1 protein-coding gene is annotated in these 626 nt (G+C 50.8%); it reads right to left on the bottom strand.

Annotation, left to right across the window (positions count from 1 at the left end; translation table 11 throughout):
• On the bottom strand, nucleotides 1-626 hold a 626-nt coding region (locus A3735_RS00775; RefSeq protein WP_068637374.1), incomplete at both ends, for a flagellar basal body rod protein FlgF.

Raw genomic sequence — 626 nt, 5'->3', positions numbered from 1 at the left:
AGGATATCTGTTAAAGACGATACCGCATTTACATTAGAACCTTCCAGAAACCCCGTTTCCAGTTTGATGTTCGGGTCAGCAACTGCCGGTGGCTCATCACCCTTCATATGCAATAGACCATCTTCTTTCTTTTCGATCATATCAGGGTCGGGATTAACTAGCTTAATTCGATCAACCGCCGCTAAGCCAACAGCTCCACCACCCAAAGGAAGAACCGAAACCGTACCGTCAGCACCAATCTCAACAGTTGCCGAAGGCGGCAAAACAATTGGACCACCATTACCCAAAACAGGCAAACCAATGCCAGCCCTTAGCTGCCCATTGACATCTACCTGCAGGTCGCCTGCCCGGGTATAGGCTTCCGAACCATCTGCGGCCTGAACCGCAATCCATCCATCACCCTTTACCGCAACATCCAAAGGGTTGCCGGTTTGATTCAGGGGACCCGCCTCAAAATTTGTTCCCGGCCTTTCGGTCAAGGCATAGGCTCTCGATGGATGATGCTCGCCAAACACCGGCATAGCACGCGCCTGAGCGAAATCTTCTTTAAACGCCGTCGTATTAATATTTGCCAAATTATTGGCATGAGCGCGCTGCGCCAGCATATTCTGCTTGGCACCACTCAT

Source organism: Oleiphilus sp. HI0061 (genome assembly GCF_001635675.1).
This window is presented reverse-complemented; position numbering and strand designations above follow the sequence as displayed.